10 protein-coding genes are annotated in these 16,888 nt (G+C 46.1%); 2 read left to right on the top strand and 8 right to left on the bottom strand.

What is annotated here, in order from left to right; translation table 11 throughout:
- Nucleotides 1-8 precede the first annotated feature (8 nt).
- Nucleotides 9-1,544: a M28 family metallopeptidase gene (locus tag OCV24_RS16295; protein ID WP_150877549.1), complete on the top strand. Its 1,536-nt coding sequence runs from the start codon at nt 9-11 to the stop codon at nt 1,542-1,544.
- Between the two features lie 183 nt (nt 1,545-1,727).
- Here the strand turns inward: OCV24_RS16295 and lhgO are convergent, their stop codons facing one another.
- The 4 genes from lhgO to OCV24_RS16275 all read right to left on the bottom strand — a co-directional run bounded on the left by lhgO (nt 1,728) and on the right by OCV24_RS16275 (nt 8,017).
- On the bottom strand, nt 1,728-2,942 hold the full coding sequence (gene lhgO, locus OCV24_RS16290) for an L-2-hydroxyglutarate oxidase (protein WP_150877551.1): 1,215 nt from the start codon (nt 2,940-2,942) through the stop codon (nt 1,728-1,730).
- Between the two features lie 26 nt (nt 2,943-2,968).
- Complete coding sequence (locus tag OCV24_RS16285; RefSeq protein WP_150877553.1) at nt 2,969-5,146, bottom strand: TRAP transporter permease; 2,178 nt, start codon at nt 5,144-5,146, stop codon at nt 2,969-2,971.
- Between the two features lie 195 nt (nt 5,147-5,341).
- On the bottom strand, nt 5,342-6,355 hold the full coding sequence (locus OCV24_RS16280) for a TAXI family TRAP transporter solute-binding subunit (RefSeq protein ID WP_017057743.1): 1,014 nt from the start codon (nt 6,353-6,355) through the stop codon (nt 5,342-5,344).
- Between the two features lie 321 nt (nt 6,356-6,676).
- On the bottom strand, nt 6,677-8,017 hold the full coding sequence (locus OCV24_RS16275; protein ID WP_150877556.1) for a sigma-54-dependent transcriptional regulator: 1,341 nt from the start codon (nt 8,015-8,017) through the stop codon (nt 6,677-6,679).
- 230 nt (nt 8,018-8,247) lie between these two features.
- Here OCV24_RS16275 and OCV24_RS16270 point away from each other — a divergent pair, with 230 nt between their 5' ends.
- A complete protein-coding gene (locus OCV24_RS16270) occupies nt 8,248-10,314 on the top strand; it encodes an ATP-binding protein (RefSeq protein WP_150877558.1) in 2,067 nt (688 codons plus the stop codon).
- Between the two features lie 196 nt (nt 10,315-10,510).
- On the opposite strand, the gene galM is transcribed toward OCV24_RS16270, so the two are convergent.
- The 4 genes from galM to OCV24_RS16250 form a co-directional block, all read right to left on the bottom strand.
- Nucleotides 10,511-11,599 carry a galactose-1-epimerase gene (gene galM, locus OCV24_RS16265; protein WP_150877560.1) on the bottom strand — a complete coding sequence of 363 codons (1,089 nt, stop codon included), beginning with the start codon at nt 11,597-11,599 and terminating at the stop codon, nt 10,511-10,513.
- A gap of 56 nt (nt 11,600-11,655) precedes the next feature.
- Nucleotides 11,656-12,594, bottom strand: coding sequence for a glycoside hydrolase family 43 protein (locus tag OCV24_RS16260; protein WP_150877562.1), 939 nt, complete (start codon nt 12,592-12,594; stop codon nt 11,656-11,658).
- Between the two features lie 9 nt (nt 12,595-12,603).
- The gene (locus OCV24_RS16255) at nt 12,604-13,998 is read right to left on the bottom strand and encodes an MFS transporter (protein ID WP_017057738.1); all 1,395 of its coding nucleotides are present in this window, start codon (nt 13,996-13,998) and stop codon (nt 12,604-12,606) included.
- 332 nt (nt 13,999-14,330) lie between these two features.
- On the bottom strand, nt 14,331-16,781 hold the full coding sequence (locus OCV24_RS16250; protein WP_150877564.1) for a family 20 glycosylhydrolase: 2,451 nt from the start codon (nt 16,779-16,781) through the stop codon (nt 14,331-14,333).
- Nucleotides 16,782-16,888 lie beyond the last annotated feature (107 nt).

The following is a 16,888-nucleotide window of genomic DNA, read 5'->3' as shown; positions in this document are numbered from 1 at the left end:
GACAACAAATGGCTATAAAAAAAAGCATCCTGGCATTCGCTATATTCGGGAGTGTCTCGGCTTACGCATCACTCGGCATTACACCACCAGAGGGCTCAGACGTTTGGATCACAACCGATGCTGATGCCCAGCACCTTGTGACTCAACACGGCGCAACAGTTTATTCAGGGCTGGTTGCGAACAAGAACTCCATTGCGGCTAAAATAAACGAGAAACAACTGGCTAAACTCTCTAGCCATATGCACGAAGAAACCCACCGCTGTGGTGGTTACATGGTGCATGAAGACCAAGCAAGTGCACTCAAAGCGGCAGCTATGCCACTGACGATGAGCACGTTCGAAAAGCCAGTGATCAGCCACCAAGATACAGTAAACGACTTACTCGCTCAGGTTGAACCCAATAACATGGTCACAACCATAGAAAACCTGACCACTTTCACCAACCGTTTTTATACGACTTCTACTGGTATTGCTGCTTCAGATTGGCTTTTAGAACGTTGGGAAGCGGAAATTAAAGATGTACCCTACGCGTCTGCGCGCCAAATCACACACGCTGAATACCCGCAAAAATCGGTTGAAGTGACGCTACTTGGCGCTAAATATCCAGAAGAGATCGTCGTTGTTGGCGGGCACCTTGATTCCACAGTCGGTTCTTGGACAAGTGAAGGCACCATCTCCCCGGGCGCGGATGACGACGCATCAGGTATCGCTACCGTGACAGAGTCGCTGCGCCTTATGGTTGCCAGTGGGATTCAGCCCGATAAAACCATCAAATTCTATGGCTATGCGGCAGAAGAAGTGGGATTGCGCGGTTCGCAAGATGTCGCTAACACTTTAAGAGATGAGCAAGCAAACGTTGTCTCGGTACTGCAATTAGACATGACGAACTATAACGGTTCAGCGCACGATATCACCTTCATTACGGATTATACCGACAGCAATCTAACCGCCTATTTGAGTGAACTTATCGATACTTACGCCAGTGAGATCAGCTACGGCTTTGATGATTGTGGCTACGCCTGTTCTGACCACGCCTCATGGCACAATGTTGGCTATCCAGCAGCAATGCCGTTTGAGAGCATGTTCAACGATTACAACCCGAACATCCATACGGAACACGATACACTTAATAACTCCGACCCGACGGCAACACACGCGACAAAATTCGCCAAACTGGCGATTGCTTACCTCGTTGAAACCAGCCTTGACTCGCCAGTTTCAGGCCCTAAAGAGCTGCAAAATGGTGTCCCTGTTGAAGGCCTTACGGCGGGGTATGGTGAAGAGCAATTCTTCACTTTTACGACTCAAGATGCCGGTCAGTTAACCGTAACAATGACCGGACCTCGCAGTGGTGATGCCGACTTATACGTCAAACACAACGGTGTGGTTTCGAAAGCTAGCTACGATTGTCGTCCATACACAAATGGCAGTAACGAACAGTGTGTATTGAATAAACCTGCGGGTGAATTCAACATCATGGTGCGCGGTTACCGTAACTTTAACGATGTATCTATCGTCGCCAACTTTGTTCCTCAGTCGCTATGAGCCTTGTAAACCATCACTCATACAAGTGCCACCGAGCACCAGACATGTTTGTTAGGTAGAAATATTCTCTAGGTTAAATAGACAAAGTTAAAAAAATCCACGAGTTCGCTCCTAAATAGAATAGAGCTCGCGGATTTTTTATTGTCTGCGGAGAAAAATTCGATCAATGCTCTTAAGTTATCATCAAGCCGTCTTTTTCATCACCTTGGTGCAAATATATTCACCAATCGGCATTGCAGAGGTCGCAGCTGGCGATGGTGCATTACACACGTGCAAACTTCTTGGGCTTTCGGCAAACAGAAAATCATGAACTAAGGTGCCATCTTTGAGCACCGCTTGAGCACGAATCCCCGCAGGGTAAGGCTTAAAATCATCAACCGTAATGCTCGGGCAATATTTGTTCACTAACTTTAGATAACCCGGCTTCCACCACGAGTTTTTAAACTCGACCAAACCGGTTTTTAGATTATTCGCAGTCACTTTCCAAAAACCCGCAAAGCTCAGCATCTGACAAGTGTCCTTAAAGCTAAAGTTAAGCTTGCCATAACCTTCTCTCTTCCAGCCTTGAACTGCATTTGGCCCTACTGTTACGGAGCCATCAATCATACGTGTTAAGTGCACACCCAAGAAAGGCAGTTCAGGGTCTGGAATAGGATAAATTAGATGATTCACCACTTGGTTGTGTTTCACGTCCAACTGATAGTACTCACCTCGATATGGGACAATCTGGAAGTCAGTTTCAATGCCTAGCATGCTGGTCATTCTGTCAGCCATCAAACCTGAGCACGTGATCAAGAACCGGCTATTGAGTTGGAGAGTCTGACCATCTACTTTGCAAGTTAACTGGACCTCATCTGCTTGTTCATCCGCCATGACCACTTCAGTGCCAAGGCTGAGCTTGCCACCCGCTTCAACAAATTCTTGAGCCATCACTTCAGTCACTTTTTTATAATCCACAATACTGGTGGTTTTGACATAAATCGCGCCCAAGCCCGTGATGTTCGGCTCAGCAAGTTTTAGCTGCGCTTGATCCAAGAGATCGACATCAATATCGTTGTCCTGACAACGCTGATAGAGCGCGTTCATTCGCTCTACTTCCTGCTCATTGGTTGCAACCAACAACTTACCGCAGTTTTCGACAGGAATATCGTGTTGGCCACAAAAGGCGATGGTGCGCTCGACGCCACGCTTACAAAAATCCGCCTTTAAACTGCCCGGAGCGTAGTAAACGCCAGCATGAATCACCCCACTATTATGGCCAGTTTGATGCTGCGCGAAGCCACGCTCTTTTTCCACTAAAAGAATACTTTTATCGGGGTGAGCTTGTTGCAATTGCCACGCGGTCGATACACCAACAATGCCGCCACCAACAATAATATAGTCGTATATTGAATTCATAATATTCCTACATTCAATCCTTTTAATTATAGGGAAGAAGCGACCGTTCTAGACTCGGTTTGAGGTTTAGTTTCTTCCTCGTTTTTCGATTCTCTTTTCACTTTGTTAGCATCGTATTTGCGACCACTGTGAATAAAAATACCGACAAACAAAGCAACACACACTAAGCGAATTACGACTGAAACATCAGGCCACACCAAGGCCACGCCAAGCACTACTAACACGACTCGAGTCATCACATTGATTTCACTTTCTAGGTAACCCTCAATTGCCGCGATAAACGCGTAAGTGCCAACAATAGCAAAACCACCCGTTACCAGTACCGAGACAATATCCCAGCTCACTAAATTAGTGTAGGCAATCAGCAACGGTACTAGGTATAAACCTTTGGCGATCTTCCAAGCCATTAAACCTGTTCTCATTGGTGGTGTTTTAGCGATAGTCGCTGCCGCAAATGCAGTCAAACAAACTGGCGGTGTCACGTTGCTGTCTTGCGATAGCCAGAAGATGATCAAGTGTGCAGAAAGCAGTGCAAGGCTAATCGCTTCTAGGCCGAGGCTTTGCTCAAGCAGCGTTTCCACAAAATCAGCAGGCACTAAAGCAATCATCTCTTTTGCTGTTTCAAGTGCCATTGGTGCATTCAATAAATCTAACTTGTCTGGTGCCGCCAACATAAAGATGGCTTTCGCCTGTTCAGGTAACTGGCCCGATACCAACAGGTCAAGCAACTGGCTTTCAGCAATCAGTTTATATAAAGCCGGAGCCGACAAAGTGCCCAGCACGATATAAGCCGCCGTTACTGGTAAGCCCATACCCAGAATCAAAGAAGCGAGTGCGATCAAAGCAATCATGATGAGCAAGTCGCCATTCGCCCAACTGTTGATCATCAACGAGAAAGTGTTACCAATTCCGGTGGTGCTGATCACGTTGATAACGAGACCAATACCCACCAACAATACTGCCGTCGTCGCCATGTTTTTCGCTCCTTGAGAAAGCGCTTCAATGATCGCTTTTGGACCCATTTTATGATTTTTAGAGAACCATGAAGCCACGACTACAGACAGGATAGAGATACCCGCCGCGTAAGTCGGCGTAAAGCCTTTCACCAACAAGGTTACCAACACCGCTAGTGGGATCAGGTTGTGCCATCCTGAAAGTAGCACCTTCAACAACGGTTCACACCCTGAAACCACCTTCTGTACACCACTACGCTTCGCTTCAATACGCACGAAAAAAGCCACAGACAAAAAGTAGATAAGCGCAGGTAAGAAGGAAACCGCAATGATATCGACATAAGGGATTTGCGTGTAAGACGCCATGATAAACGCGCCCGCCCCCATCACAGGTGGCATCAACTGCCCGCCCGTCGATGCAGCGGCTTCAACACCTGCCGCAAAACGCGAAGGGAAGCCTGCTTTTTGCATCAACGGAATACTGATCACGCCAGTGGATACCGTATTTGCCACGCTAGAGCCCGACACCGATCCCATCAAGCCAGAGCCAATCACCGCAATGAAACCGGGGCCACCAATCACTTTGCCCGCCGCCGCGCGAGACACATCAATGATGTAATCACCGACACCCGATCGCACTAAAAATGCGCCAAATAGGATGAACATGAACACGAAGGTCCAACTTATTCTCGAGATAGAACCGAACATCCCTTCTGAAGAATAAAAGCTTCGATAAAGCAAAGTCTCAAGGCTCAAGCCCGGGAAGTGGAAGATGCCACTGGTCCATTGCCCCCAAAGCACCACATAGCTCAAACACACCAAGATAAGCACCGGAATAAACCAGCCCATAGTACGGCGAATCAGCTCAATAACAATCGCAATCGCCAAGATAGAGAAGAACCAATCACTGGCGATAAACTTCACGCCTCGCTCATAAAGCGCATCTTCGGCAAAGGGAATATAGATAAGGCAAGCCAGAGCCGCTAAAGCGATTCCGATATCGACCGCTAAAGCTACTTTGCTCTTTTTAAGCGAGATATGAGCCGGATACCAAAGTGCACAAATGATCGCAAAACCCGCGAAGTGAGTCGCTGAGATCCAAAGCTCTGGCAAGGTCGATAAGGTATTAAACCAAATGTGTAACAGCGAGAGTATCACACCCATTGTCGTTATCGCTTTGCCTACCCACGGGAAATCCGTTCGGGTCGGCAGTTCAAATTTTTTCAGTTCCTGCTGCAGCGAATCGCTCATAGAAAACTCCTGCTCTCCGCAGCAAACACGAAGAGAATATCCATAAAGTGAAGAGGCGCACGAACACATTCTTGAGCGAACGTGCACCAGCAATTAAGTCACGAAGGGGGTAGTTGATGGCAAACCGTTAGTTCATAGAGCAATAGTTCATAAACCAATGGCTCATAAGCCAATAGTTACCTGACAACAGGTAAGCTAGTTGACGATCAACTCAGAAGGGATCTCGATGCCCACTTCTTGGTAGTAACGTGCAGCGCCTGGGTGAAGCGGAACAGGAAGGCCTGCGATCCCTTTCTCAAGTGCCATTGCTTTGGTTGCTTTGTGGATACCTTGTAAGAAAGGTAGGTTTTCATAGATAGCTTTGGTGAGCTGATACACATCCTCTTCAGAGATGTCTTCACGAACCGCTAGAAAGTTAGGTTGTGCGATAGTGGTAATCGGCTGATCGACACCTGGATAAGTGTTTGCTGGGATCTCATATTTTGTCCAGATATTGTAATCGCCGTTCGCTTGTTTGATTTGCGCATCGGTAAACGACAAGATTTGAATGTCTTCACCTAAGGCCGCAAATGCTTGAGTAACCGCCCCGACTGGTACACCAGCTGGCGTATTCATGCCATCAATAGTGCCATTTTGTAATGCGCTCGCACTGCCACCATAACCCATAAAGGCGAGTTTAAATTGTTCTGGGTCTATGGAAAGGCCTCGCATAATTTGACGACCTGAATTCTCTGTTCCTGAGTTTTTCTTACCAATAGAAAACTTTTTACCATTCAAGTTCTTCAAATCAGTCATGGTGCCCGTTTCTGTCAGATCAGAACGAACAATGAAATGCTCAACATTTTGCCATAGCATAGAGACTGAACGCAGTTGCTTTTGACTGCCTGACTTCTCATATGGACCAAGCCCTTGCCACGCCCACGCGCCATACAAACCTTGTAAAATGGCAAACTGAGCTTCGTTCTCATTTAACAACTTTACGTTCTCACCGGATCCAGCAGAGCTGATAGCCGCCAAAGAAAAGTGCTGCTTAGGCGCAAGCTTAACTTTACTCAAAGTTGCTAAGGCCACACCAACCGGATAGTAAGTCCCACCCGTTGAGGCCGTCGCTAAAATGTAGCTGCGCTCTTCTTGTGCTGAAGCGTTGCCGATAAGGCCAATAGAGGCCATTGCGATCGCTAAAGTTTTAACTAACTTGTTGTATTTCATTGTTACTCTCCATGTAGAGTTATTCACGTTATATTTTTGTTAACAACAAAAGCTAGATAGCAAGCACAATGCCAACAAGGTAAGTTATTGATATGGTTTACATTACATAAAAAAACCATTTGGAATAGGCAAAATATTGCTTATTTGACAGCGATTACATGAGCTGTTTTTTGCTTATCCAAAGCCGTAATTAACACCCTCATAAAGGGGTTACATCACACTGCGTTACATTTGCGTGATCAATGTTAATAAATTGATAAATAAACAATGAGCCATTTCTTGCTCATCAGTCATCATTAATAACGACAGTTAAACGGTTCACTAAGAGTCGACATAGTCACTTCGGTTCAATGCATAACGGACCATTTTTTGGTTTAGTGTTCTGCGTGGTAAATCTAGGTCTTGCATCACATCATTGATACGCCCTTGATAACGCACTAACGCATCGTGAATAACTTTTCGCTCAAAGCTCTGAACCTGGACAGCCAAAGGGATACCCGCAGTGGTGGACTCCGTAACAGAGTTAGGACGATACGCCAAAATATCACCGACTGTCAGACTTTCATCCAATGCAAAACGAATCGCGACATTGCGCAGCTCACGCACATTACCTGGCCACGAGTACGACAACAAAGCATAGCGATCAGCCTCACTAGCAATTCGTGTTTCAGTATTGGCTTCCTGGGTGAAATGTTCGAAAAGAATAAGAGCATCTTCTTCTCGCTCACTGAGCGGCGGTAAATGCAGCTGCGCGACATTCAAACGGTAGAAAAGATCTTGGCGAAAGTCGGGGTGATTGAGTAAATCGCTTTTCGAAGCAGATACCACACGCAAGTCAACATGTTGTTGCTGATTACCACCAACACGCTCAACGACATTATCTTGCAAGGTCCGCAGTACTTTGACCTGCATAGATAGCGGCATACTCTCTATTTCATCAAGAAACACCGTCCCCTTGTCGGCAAACTCTAGCTTACCAATACGTCGTTTGGCGGCTCCAGTAAACGCACCGGCTTCATGGCCAAACAGCTCACTTTCAAATAGGTTTTCTGGAATCGCGCCACAGTTTAGTGGCACAAAAGGATGAGGTTTTCGCTGACTAAATTCATGTAAACAAGAAGCAACCAATTCCTTACCACAACCAGTTTCACCATAAATAATCACGTTGGTATCAATCGAGGCTACCTTGTGTATTTGCTCTCTCAACCCACACATCACTTTACTGCGACCAATCAGAACCTGTTCAATGCCCTTCAAATTATCTAAATAGCTTTGGCGACTGATCCTGTCTTGGCCACTTTGGAATTTATCTACCGCTTCAGAGACCGTTTGAGAGAGGCGTTCTGGATCAAACGGCTTCTCAATGAAGTCATAGGCACCTTGCTGTAAAGCCTTAACCGCCATATCGACATCACCGTGACCTGTAATCAAGATAACTGGCACGTCTGGCACAAGCTTTTTGAACCGTCCTAATAGCTCAACCCCATCAATATCAGGCAAGCGCACATCACTAATGATGGTTTGGAAATCACCAAGCTCTATTGCGTTTAATGCATCTTGTCCAATCTCAAATGCGGTGACATCAAAACCCGCCAACTGTAGCCATTGGCTAGTTGCTTGACGCACTATCGCATCATCTTCAATCAAAGCAATACGCTGCATAATTTTGTTCCGCTGCTTACATCTGAATAATGTCGCCCACGGTATGTAAAAACACCGCAGACTAAAAGGAGCTAGCTCCCACTTTGGATAACACTCCTTTAACCGTTTTGTAATGTTTGTTAGCTTCAATTTGTCCCACACTTCATCTTCCAAGTCATAAAACCGTGAAGCTTCGCACTCACTCATTTAAAGACACAGACAGCTAACTAATTAAAAGGATTTAATCAAGAATGGTTAAAAATAATCGATATTGGCTGTTCGTGTTCGCCTGTTTGTTAATTGGTTTGGTTCAGCTAGCCACTAAAAATGGGATAAGCCAGTGGAAGCTTGAGCAAGCTCAGCGTTATGCAGAACAACGCTTTCTTGGGTACATTGCTGAAGCAAGACGCACACTCAAACGTTTTTACTATTTGCCTTATCTGGTCACGAACGATGAAACCAGCGTTCGTTTTATTGATGGAGAAAGTCGCCTCCAAAAACACATTAAAAAACAACTAATTCAATTAGACAAAGCGGCCAACACCAAGGGGTGGTATCTACTTTCTGCTGAAGGTGAGTTGTTGGTTTCCAGTGTCGAAAGGAGCAAGCTGAGTAAAAAGAACGCCAATACGATTGTGTCTAAGATCCACCAGCAAGGTGGCGCTATCTCAGTGGTCACCAAAAATAAAGGCGTGACACCCGATTACTTCATTGCGGCACCGGTTTATCGAGCATCCGATGTGGTGGGTATTGTTGCGGTACAAATCGACTTATCGCTTCTTATCGATCAATGGTTTGCCGATGGTGAAGCTATACTGTTTCAAAACCCTCGAGATCAGTTCTTCCTCTCTAGTGATAACCGATTGAGTGCCGATTGGTTCAACGACACCTTCAATTCTCAGCCTAGAGCCACAAAACGCGAGTTGTACGATCAAACCCATATTCAAGTATGGCAACTACAAGGTAAGGACTACCTGATTCAATCGATCAAATTGGACGATCTAAATTGGCGATTAACCTATTTGACCCCATTAACTAGCCTCAACCAAACCACTAACTGGATAAGTTGGAGCGTGGCGGTGGCCTGCCTTTTCGTTCTGTTATTGTTGGTTATCCTCTATCAAAGACGACAGAAAAAGCTCAGCAATTTGCGAATCCAAAAGCTCATCGAAGAGTCGGAGAAACGACTGTCTAGGATGATCAATAAGACGCATGTTGGGTTAATACTGATCGATAAATACGGCCATATCCACGATATCAACCTGATGGCAAAGAAATACTTTTCCCTGTCCGACTCAATGATCAGCAACATCAAAGCGTGGCAACTTTTTGAGGCGGGCAATCCAAATTCAACCACACTTCAACTGCTCAAAAATTTAGAACAACACCAAGAACTGGCCGAGATCACCAGTGTCGAAACCATGGCAAGACGCAGTGATGGTAGCTACTTTCCTGTGTTGTTCTCTATTAGCGCTTTCCCTTGGCATGACACTACTTATTACCTGTGTACGGTGATCGATATAAGTAAACGCAAGAAAGCGGAAATTGCGGTGCAAAACGCCAATAAAACGCTAAAACTGCGGGTTGAAGAGCGAACACAAGATCTAAAAGATGCACAGCAAGAGCTAGTTGAATCAAGCAAGCTCGCAGCGTTAGGTCGCATGTCGAGTGCGATCACTCATGAGCTTAATCAGCCGCTTACCGGCCTAAAAACTCTGCTTTCTAGCAATCAATTACTGATGGAAAGAGGCGAGACCAAACTGTTGAAAGCGAACATGGACTTAGTAATGAGCCTCATCGACCGAATGGCTAACATGACCAGTCAGTTGAAGTCGTTTGCCTTTAAAAGGCTGGAAAGCCCCTACCCAGTTTCTCTCACAGAGGCGCTACAAGAAACCCTAAGAATTCACCAAGCCGAGTTAAAAAACATTGATATGCGAGTACGTATCGCGTCCAATATTTCGATGGTGATGGGAGAAGAGGCACGACTTCGCCAAGTGCTGGGTAACCTGATCAGAAACGCCGTTGACGCCACAAACCATCAAACGCCTGCCACCATTATTGTCAGCGCACACACCGAACAACAACGCGTGGTGATCAAGGTTCAAGACAATGGCTGCGGCGTCTCAGAAGACCAACTCGAAACTATCTTCGAACCCTTCCATACCAATAAAAAGATGGGCGAAGGTTTGGGGCTCGGGTTGGCAATCACCGCCAACAACGTGCGTGATATGCAAGGTACTTTGATAGCGAAAAACAACCCAGACCAAGGCATGACTTTCATCCTAACGCTGCACAATGTAAATAGTCAGGAATAACCGGTACGCTCCGTTGAAAGTAATCATGAATGCAGGCAGTTGAACACAAGCAGTTGAAAGTCAAGGCCCACTCTGAACCACTCTACTTTTCTCGCGGGTTCAAGAATAAAGTGGGTTTAAGCCCGAAGCTTTATTGTGAGAAAGTGATGTAAGCACCATGTTGGGCTGGAACCCTACCAGCCCAAATCGTTTGTGATCACTGGCTATGATGGGTCATAAACTGATAACTGGTTTGATGCTGATAGAATGACTTTTTGGTAATAAAACGTTTGTTCGCTTCCGGCCATGTTGGATGGTTTGGACAGTCAGGTAGGAACTGAGTCTCAAGCGCAAGCCCTTGATAGTTTTGATACTCCCCAGTACGAGATGGCGTTCCTGACAAGAAGTTCCCGCTGTAGAATTGAATCGCTGGTTTGTCGGTAAACACAGACATCACCACCTGTTTATCGGAACTGGTTAGGCGAGCGATAGTACTCACACCGTCAGTCAATTCTTCAGGCAAAGTAAAAGCGTGGTCATAACCTTTGGCCAACTTTTGGTCTTCATCTTGTTGTAAACGGGCTCCGATTCTCTGAGCTGTACTAAAATCAAAATTGGTCCCTTGCACCGCTTTCAGTTCACCCGTCGGAATGAGCTTATCATCAGTGGGCAGATATTCGTTGGCACGCAGTTGCAATTCATGATCGAGAATGGTTTTGCCAGATTCCGCACCGTCTAAATTAAAGTAGGCGTGGTTAGTTAGGTTGACTGGGCAATCTTTGTCGCAAATAGCCGAATATTCGATACACAGCTGGTTGTTTTCCGTCAACGTATACGCGACTTCAGCGGAAAGGTTTCCCGGGAAACCTTGGTCACCGTCGGGAGACATCAAACAGTAAGTAATGTGTAAATCACTTTTGTCTTTCACCAACCAGCGGCGCTTATCAAAACCCTCAATACCACCGTGTAAGCTATTGCCATTATCATTACGGGTAATGGAATAAACCTGTCCGTTTAAGTTGAATTGCCCTTTGGCAATACGGTTGGCAAAACGGCCTATGGTCGCACCTAAAAACGCCGAGTGAGACTGGTAATCGTGCATTGATGTCATGCCGAGCAACACTTCACGCTGACCAAAAGGCGTTGGAACTTGGCAGCTCAACCATGTTGCACCAATATCCATGAAAGTAGCTGTCATGCCGTGGTGGTTACGTAAGGTATGAACCTTGGCCGGCTTGTCATCGGTAAAAAGATCGCTCTCGATAGCAGCCTTGATCGAGCTGGGTGGGATGATGCTGTTAGGCATAGATACTCCTTGCAAAAACTCAGTACCTGCAAGTTGCAGGTACTGAGGTAACTGGATTAAATCGCTTCACCGAAGATGGGAAAGCCGTCTTTCCAAATGAGGCGTTTAATGCGTGTGTGGCGATTCGGGTCCCAAAGCGGGTCACCTTCAATTTCGGTGTAAGCACGTGCGTGATACACCAACAGATCATGGCCTTGTTCATCGACCGTAAAACTGTTGTGGCCAGGCCCGTAGATCTTTTTCTCCCAGTTAGTTTTAAACACTGGCTGCTTCGATTTCACCCAGCTTTTTGGGTCAAGCAAGTCACTGTTTTCATCCGCGTACAGCAGACCCATACAGTAATTTTCGTCGGTCGCGCTGGCAGAGTAAGTCATCCAGAATTTTCCGTGACGGTGGATAACCGACGGTCCTTCATTGACCCAAAAACCAATTTTTTCCCACTCAAACTCTGGAAGGGTCAAACATCGGGGAGCGGTACGTAGCTTAGTCGGTGTTTCTAACTCCGATATATAGATATTGGAGTTACCGCCGATGTTGTTGTCTTTTTGCGCCCAAACATAGTAGTTAACTCCGTTGTGAGTGAAAGACGTCGCATCTAAACAGAACGTGTCTATGCCAGTATCGACTTTCCCTTCGAACGTCCATTCTGATGTGATCGGGTTTGGATTCGAATTGGAAATCGCATACATACGGTGCTGGAACAGCCCATCGATGATTTCTCGTGATGGCGCGGCAGCAAAGTAGACGTACCAAGCGTTATCGATAAAGTGAAGCTCTGGCGCCCAGATTAAGTCACTGTATGGGCCCGTATCTGGTTTGTACCATGCGTTGACGAGTTCGCTGGTGGTGTCGAGTTCAGAGATACTCTTTGCTCGACGAATCTCTATGCGATCATATTCCGGAACCGAAGCGGTAAAATAGTAATAGCCGTCCGAGTGTTTGAAGATGTGTGGATCAGCACGCTGCTCTATAATAGGATTTACGAATTCAGTCATACTCTCGCCTTAATTTTCGAAACTTGTTTGAGGTTTTGAAGGTTGAACTTCACTTAGGTTTTTCTTTCCGCCTTGGATGTTGGCGGCCGTCATCGATTGGTAGTACTTGTCAGTCACTTTGTATTTAGACATTAGTGAGCCCATTAGGAAGTGGAAAAAGCCAGGGATAACCGTCAGCATCAGTGCGATACCGGTAAGGGCGTAGTCTGATTGCGCTTCGTTTGGCACGTAATTGAAATAGGTAAGTAGCCAACCAACCACCGCACCGCCGATACCCATACCTAGCTTTTGGCTAAAGGAGATACCGCCAAACGCTAGGCCAGAAACACGTTGACCTGTTTTGTATGCGCCGTAGTCTACGGCTTCGGCAATCGCAGACCAAAATACAGGTGCATGCAAATCTACGACGAAAGAAACTAAGAAATACAACACGAAAGCCAAAGCCAAATCTTCACGACCAACAAATACGTAGAGCATCAAGCTTAATAACAGTACCGATACTTGGCTGTAACGGAACAGTTTAATTTTGCAGTACTTTTTAGTGATCCAAGTTGACGCAACCATCGCCAGAATCGCCGCACCTACACCCGTTGCAAGGAAGGCTGAGATAGTACCCGCGTCACCACTGAGGTAGTACTTGGCATAATACGCTGCAACTGACCCACGAATCACGTAGCCGATAGTACCTGTCACACATACCGCACACAGCACTAACCATTGGTCGTTTCTCATCAGCAATTTAACTTGGTCTTTGAATGACTTTTTGTCGACCACGTGTTCAATACGCTCTTTGGTGGTCGCGAAACAAAACAAGAACAGCAACGTACCCATCAATCCCATCAAACCCATCGAATATTGGTAACCCAATTGGATGTTATCTTGACCCCAAGCGGTTGATAACTGCGGAACGATAATGGTGACAAGAAAAGCCGCGATCTTAGCGAAGAACAAACGGTAACCGTTCGCAGACAAGCGTTCTTTCGGGTCGTCGGTCATCACACTGATCAAAGAGATGTATGGAATTGTCACTGCCGTAAACATGACAGTGATCAGGATATATGTCGCGTAAGCGTAAACCAGTTTAGTGTTGTAATCACCGTCTGGTGTGCTGAAAGCTAAGTAGACCGAGACACCAAAAGGAATCGCAAGAAAGAGTAGGTATTGACGGTAACGACCCCAGCGAGAGGTAAACTTATCGGTAATCATGCCCATCAACGGGTCGGTCACCGCATCGATTAATCGGACCACAATGAATAACATCGCTAAGTCTTCGGGTTTGATACCAAAAATATCCGTATAGAAGAATGTAATGATTAACATCATCGATGAAATCACCACATTGACAGCCATATCTCCGGCGCCAAATCCGACTTTTTCAAGGACAGGTAATTTGTACTTATACATAGGGACTATTCCTTTTTCAGATTAGGCCCAGATATTACTCATAAATTATTTGTGGGGATGTAACCTACCTTAAATATAAGAATAGACAGCCATTTTGTTCATTCTTTCAGCTAATTTGTTTATGCTAGGTTGAATAAAACAAACTCATATTCTTTACTCTTTAAGGCGTGTCTCAGTTTAATATCTAGTAACGACTCCAAAATATTGAGACAAATTAATCACTATTCCCCACAGAGGGCCGTTTTGAATCTCTTATTGTCGTGTAACTTATTAGTAGCTATGCAGCTTTTATCTATTTAGCGGTTAGCTAATCGACTAGCAGGTTATTCACTCTATTCAGTCAGACGCTTTAACAGTAGCTCTGTTGGGCGAACAATCGCGATGATCGATTCGTCGTAGATTTTCGCAGAATCAGACAGTATCGCTTGGTAGGCATTCGCATCTGATGCTCTAACTTTTTCACCCGCTTGTGCTTTAGCAATCAAGGTTAACGCCAAGTCTGCGACTTCCGCCGTTTTCTCTGCGACAACCACAGTCTCTACCGAAGACACATTACCAGCGAAGACATTTTTAGCCACGAGTGCAGCCGCTTTTGCTTGTTGATAATGCTCTGTAAGTTGCTCAAGCGCTTGTTGATTGCCTGTCGCCACTTCATTGACCAAGTCTTGCATCTCATACACGGCGTAGCTTTCCACAGGCAGTGCATCCACGAAGCGGTTTAAGCGCTCGTATTGGCTGTATAAAGTGCCCTTAGGCTCAGTAGAATTCCACTTCTCCCAGTTACGTGCGTAGTACTGTGCTGGCTCGGTGTACTTGGCAAGCACGCGTAGATCGCGGATATCCTGCCCTTTCGCAATACGTTTTAACAACATGTCAGCATCCGCATGGTGACGTAAGCCCACAGACACTTCAGACCATATGTCCATCGCCTTCAAGCGCTTGTACATGCTGCGTTCGTCAGTCAGCTCTGCATCAGACCAGAAACGCTCTGCAATCGCATAACTACGCGGCCATAGGTAGTTTTCTACAGTGAGGCTGTCTTTGTTCTCTAGCCACATGGTGATCTCGCCGCCTAAGATCAGTTCTTTTTCTTTGTCGGTTAATTCCGCAGGGTAACCGCCATTTGGCTCTGGAATCACGCTACCTTCAACATCACTGCTCGCAATCACTTCACCTGTAGTTGGCCAACGCACATTACCGACCAATTGGTAACTGCCTTCGGCAAAACCCTTTGAATTGAGGTTTAGGTTGAACTCGGTGTACGACATGAAGTTATCGAAGTGACCAACAAAGGTTTTGCCCGGCACATAATCAAGGATGAAGATCTCTTCGCGAGACTTGCCGTTGTAATCACTGAATGCGCGGAAAGTGCCGTCCTTAGCTTCAATAATAGCCAGTGTTCCCTTACGTGGGCCGCCTTTTGAACGTGGCTTCTCCCATTGATACGTCACGAACTTTTCGCCGCTGTGCAGCTTATCGTCAACAGTGATGCCCGTTGGCATAGGGTCATTGCGATAGTGGTAGCTCGTCGGCTGTGGTTGATCTAGGTAGTAGCCCGTAGAAAGAATACCTGGGTAGCCCTCTTTCGCCGCGCGACCAATGCTGTCGTGCCCTTGCCAGCTTTGAATCACGATTGAAGTCGGCAGTTCTTTATGCCAAATCTCATCCCAACCCGTCATCTTCTTACCGCGCTCTTCCAGCATCTTCTCAACTTTTACATTGAGGTAAGACTGCAGACCACGCTCGCCATCGATATTGTTCTCTTCAATGAACTCTTGGTGCTTTTCGCTGTTTTTCCATTGCGCATAGTTCGGCTCATCGCCACCAATGTGGAAGTACTCATCTGGGAATAGTTCTGTCACTTCGTCGAATACGTCGCCCAGCATTTCATAGAGCTCTGGGTTAAGTGGGTCCATCAATGGCTCAAATACGCCCCAGCCACGTTCTTGTTCGTAGCTTTGACCTTCACCACCCGACATCAAGCGTGGGTAAGCATGCGCTACAGCAGAAGAGTGACCCGGAAGAGAAACTTCAGGAATCACACGAATACCGAGGTTACGGGCGTATTCAACTAGGTAGCGAACTTGGTCTTTGGTGTAGTAATTACCATCGGCGGTTTCAGACCATAGACGCGGCCAAGATTCCGTTTGAATACGGATACCTTGGTCGTCCCAAAAGTGCCAATGGAACACGTTCATCTTCGCCGACGCCATCGCATCTAACTGACGAATCAGCACATCGAATTCAATGAAGTGACGTGACGTATCGTAAGAGACACCACGCCAGCGGAAACGAGGCTCATCAACTATGGTTACGGCAGGAATATGGTAGCCATTCGCCGTGGTTTCAACGAGCTGTAAAAGGGTTTCGATGCCGTGAATAGCGCCATAAGGGCTTGGTGCGCTCAGCGTGATTTGTTCACCCTGAGTGGTAATTTTGTAGGACTCTACAGAGTCGATGTTCTGTACTTCAGACTTTGGCGCCGCGTCGATATCAATGATCAGGTTCGCTTCGTCTGCACTACCAACCTGCCAATTTAGAATCGGCACACCCGTCTGACGCTCAAGGCGATCAATAAAGCGTTTCGCCGTGTACTCAACGCGATCAGAATTAAAGCCTTTGATGTAAACCTTGAAGTTACCGTCGACCTTAACTTGCCCAGCTTTCAGCTCGACCGTTTGTGGGTACGGCATTAAATTTAGATCGGTATTTGGAGCCATTGCTAACGCCATTGGGGACACTACTGAACCTGAAATCAATAGGGATAATATAGTTTTTTTCATTATTAGTTTTCCTATATAAATATGGTTCTGTTTTGTTTATCGGAGGTAATTCACAAAACAGAACCATCAACCACTGCTGTTGTTTATCTTTATTCCAAACGCTTCTC

Source organism: Vibrio kanaloae (assembly GCF_024347535.1).
GTDB lineage: Bacteria > Pseudomonadota > Gammaproteobacteria > Enterobacterales > Vibrionaceae > Vibrio > Vibrio kanaloae.
The sequence above is the reverse complement of the archived record's forward strand: the minus strand, read 5'-3'. Positions and strand labels throughout refer to the sequence as shown.

Coding starts and splice junctions, on each gene's coding strand:
- OCV24_RS16250 (WP_150877564.1), bottom strand. CDS start 16,781: ATGAAAAAAACTATATTATCCCTATTGATTTCAGGTTCAGTAGTGTCC.
- OCV24_RS16285 (WP_150877553.1), bottom strand. CDS start 5,146: ATGAGCGATTCGCTGCAGCAGGAACTGAAAAAATTTGAACTGCCGACC.
- lhgO (WP_150877551.1), bottom strand. CDS start 2,942: ATGAATTCAATATACGACTATATTATTGTTGGTGGCGGCATTGTTGGT.
- OCV24_RS16280 (WP_017057743.1), bottom strand. CDS start 6,355: ATGAAATACAACAAGTTAGTTAAAACTTTAGCGATCGCAATGGCCTCT.
- OCV24_RS16260 (WP_150877562.1), bottom strand. CDS start 12,594: ATGACTGAATTCGTAAATCCTATTATAGAGCAGCGTGCTGATCCACAC.
- galM (WP_150877560.1), bottom strand. CDS start 11,599: ATGCCTAACAGCATCATCCCACCCAGCTCGATCAAGGCTGCTATCGAG.
- OCV24_RS16255 (WP_017057738.1), bottom strand. CDS start 13,998: ATGTATAAGTACAAATTACCTGTCCTTGAAAAAGTCGGATTTGGCGCC.
- OCV24_RS16270 (WP_150877558.1), top strand. CDS start 8,248: ATGGTTAAAAATAATCGATATTGGCTGTTCGTGTTCGCCTGTTTGTTA.
- OCV24_RS16295 (WP_150877549.1), top strand. CDS start 9: ATGGCTATAAAAAAAAGCATCCTGGCATTCGCTATATTCGGGAGTGTC.
- OCV24_RS16275 (WP_150877556.1), bottom strand. CDS start 8,017: ATGCAGCGTATTGCTTTGATTGAAGATGATGCGATAGTGCGTCAAGCA.